General features: G+C 73.7%; 1 protein-coding gene and 1 pseudogene. Both read left to right on the top strand.

The window, feature by feature from the left end:
* Window positions 1–1,332: pseudogene (locus G3I40_RS36125) on the top strand (serine/threonine protein kinase); the annotation flags it as partial.
* A 124-nt stretch (window positions 1,333–1,456) separates the two neighbouring features.
* On the top strand, window positions 1,457–2,357 hold a 901-nt coding region (locus tag G3I40_RS36120), incomplete at its 3' end, for a serine/threonine-protein kinase (protein WP_164559062.1).

Genomic DNA, 2,357 nt, shown 5'->3' with positions numbered 1-2,357 from the left:
GCCGCGGAGTCCCGCGGGACCGACCTGGGCGGGGTGGCCGCCGAGCGCGCCCGGCAGGTGCGGATGACCGTCGTCGGGCCCGTCACCGAGCGGTGGGCGCCCGAGCAGGCCTATCCGGTGCAGGAGAGCTGGCAGTTGGCCGCGCCCGTGGGGCCCGCCACCGACCTGTGGGCGCTCGGCGCCCTGCTCTTCCGGGCCGTGCAGGGGCATGCGCCGTACCCGGAGGAGGCGACGGCGGAGCTCGTGCAGATGGTGTGCGCGGAGCCGCCCGCGTTCGCCGAGGAGTGCGGGCCGCTGCGGCCCGTCGTCGAGTCGCTGCTGCGCCAGGACCCGACCGAGCGGCTCGACTTCGAGGAACTGCGGGGCTGGCTGCGCTCATTGGTGCGCTCGGCGCCGGAGCCGGAGGCGGGCGCCCACGTGGTGCCCGCGCCCCCGTTCGACGCCGCCAAGCTGCCCATCGTGCGCCGCCGGGGCGAACTCGTACGCAGGCGGCGCACGAAGTACCCCGCCAGCAGGCACGCCCGGCACAAGAGGGCCAGGGACGAGCGCGCGCCGCGGGAGCGACGGCCGCGTCCGGAGCCGCGGGAGAGGCAGTCCCGTCCGCAGCCGCGGGAGCGCCGGGAGCGGGCGCCCAGATCCCTCGGCAAGTGGCTGCTCGTGCTGATCCTCGTCGGGCTCGTCGGCGCGGTGGCGTACGCGATGGCCTTCATGCCGAAGGGCGAATCGGGCGGAGGGACACGGGAGAACGCCAACTCGGTGGGCGGCGCGCCCTCCGCACGCACCCCCTCCTCCCCTGCGCCCTCGGCGCCGAGGACGTCGAAGTCGCCGGACGGGAAGAGGAGTTCCGGACCCTCCAGCACCCAGCCGCAGTCCGACGTCGCCGCCGGGTTCACGCTCCGCAAGGACCCCGAGGGCTTCGAGGTCGCCGTCGCCAAGGGCTGGCAGCGGGAAGGGAAGAACGGGCGGGGGCAGGTCCTCTACACGCACGGTGACTTCGAGTTGCTCGTCGTGCCCGGCCGGGACACCACGTCCACGTACGGCAAGGACCCGATGAAGTACCAGCGCGAGGACGAGCGCGAGCTGCAGCCGTTCCGCGACTCCACGTGGGCGACCTCCAGCGGCATGAAGGCCATCGACGTCGGCGGGCGGAGCATGGCCGAGGGGCAGTTCACCTGGCAGGGGTCCGACGGGCGCGAAGTCTTCGTGCGCAATCTCGCCATGATCGTCGGCGGGAAGTACCACGTCGTGCAGGTGCGGGGCCCGGAAGCGGAGCGCGACGAGGTGACGCGGCTGTACGAGCAGGCGTCGTCCACGTACCAGTTCGGCGGCTGAACCGGGACGTTCCGGACGCGAAACGCGTCACAGTGCTGTCTCCATGGCACCCCGCCTGTTCCTTGCGGTGCGCCCGCTCCCTAGTGTGGCCTCGTCAAGACCATTGCGGGGGTACGTGAATCAGATGCAGGGCCAACTCCTCGCGGGCCGCTACCGGCTCGGTGAATCGATCGGGCGCGGTGGCATGGGCCGCGTGTGGCGCGCCCACGACGAAGTCCTCCACCGAGCTGTCGCCGTCAAGGAGTTGACCGCCGCACAGTGGGTGGCGGAGGCCGATCGTGCGGTGCTGCTCGCCCGTACGCAGACGGAGGCGCGGGCCGCCGCGCGCATCAACCACCCGGCCGTCGTGACCGTCCACGACGTCCTGGAGCACGACGACCGGCCGTGGATCGTCATGGAACTGGTCGAGGGGCCGTCGCTCGCCGACGCCGTGAAGGAGCACGGGCGGATCGTGCCCGTGGAGGCCGCGCGGATCGGGCTGTGGACGCTGCGTGCGCTGCGCGCCGCGCACGCCGCCGGGGTGCTGCACCGCGACGTGAAGCCGGGCAACGTGCTGCTCGCGCGCAACGGCCAGGTCAAGCTGACCGACTTCGGGATCGCGCAGGTCGAGGGCGACTCGACCATCACCCGGACCGGCGAGATCGTCGGGTCCGTGGACTATCTGGCCCCGGAGCGGGTCAGCGGCTCCGAGCCCGGCCCCGCCTCCGACCTGTGGGCGCTCGGCGCCACCCTCTACACGGCCATCGAGGGCATCTCGCCGTTCCGGCGCACGTCGCCGATCAGCACCATGCAGGCGGTCGTCGAGGAGGAGCCCGAGGTCCCCGAGCACGCGGGCGAGCTGGGGCCCGTGATCAGCGCCCTGCTGAGCAAGGACCCGGCGGACCGGCCCAGTGCCGAGGAGGCCGAGGTGATGCTCGCGGAGGCGGCCGAGGGGCGGCGCTCCAGCGCGGCGCAGGCCTACGTCCCCACGCGGGTGCACGTCCCGGCCGCGGCCCCGGCGCCGCGCCAGGAGCCGACCACGCCCG

Origin of the sequence: Streptomyces sp. SID14478 (assembly GCF_010548525.1) — a bacterium.
In the GTDB taxonomy this organism is placed as follows: domain Bacteria; phylum Actinomycetota; class Actinomycetes; order Streptomycetales; family Streptomycetaceae; genus Streptomyces.
The sequence above is the reverse complement of the archived record's forward strand: the minus strand, read 5'-3'. Positions and strand labels throughout refer to the sequence as shown.